Raw genomic sequence first — 527 nt, forward strand, 5'->3', positions numbered from 1 at the left:
GCATCTGGCACTAAACAGAAAGAAGCTGCACAGCTTGAGCAGCAGCACTTAGCCGCAGAACGCGATCAGCAGCAACGCCTAGCCGCTGAACGCAAAGAAGCCGAACGTTTGCAAAAGCTGCGGCTCGCAGCTGAACAGAAGGAAGCTATACGCCTAGAGAAGCTGCGCGCAGCAGAAGTAAGCGCCGAGCAGCAACGCCTGGCCGCTGAACGCGAGCAAATCGAACGGCTAGAACAGCAGCATCTGGCAACTAAACAGAAAGAAGCTGCACAGCTTGAGCAGCAGCACTTAGCCGCAGAACGCGATCAGCAGCAACGCCTAGCCGCTGAACGCAAAGATGCCGAACGTTTACAAAAGCTGCGGCTCGAAGCTGAACAGAAGGAAGCCATACTCCTAGAGAAGCTGCGCATAGCTGAAGTAAGCGCCGTGCAGCAGCAACGCCTGGCCGCTGAACGCGAGCAAATCGAACGGCTAGAACAGCAGCATCTGGCAACTAAACAGAAAGAAGCTGCACAGCTTGAGCAGCA

Annotated in this window: 1 protein-coding gene; it reads left to right on the forward strand. The window is 55.4% G+C overall.

Annotated elements, in window-relative coordinates:
• The coding region (locus tag CJZ78_RS14140; protein ID WP_369802074.1) for a hypothetical protein at positions 1 to 527 on the forward strand (527 nt) is incomplete at both ends.

It is taken from the genome of Synechococcus sp. 8F6 (genome assembly GCF_002252665.1).
Classification (GTDB): Bacteria; Cyanobacteriota; Cyanobacteriia; order PCC-6307; family Cyanobiaceae; genus Cyanobium_A.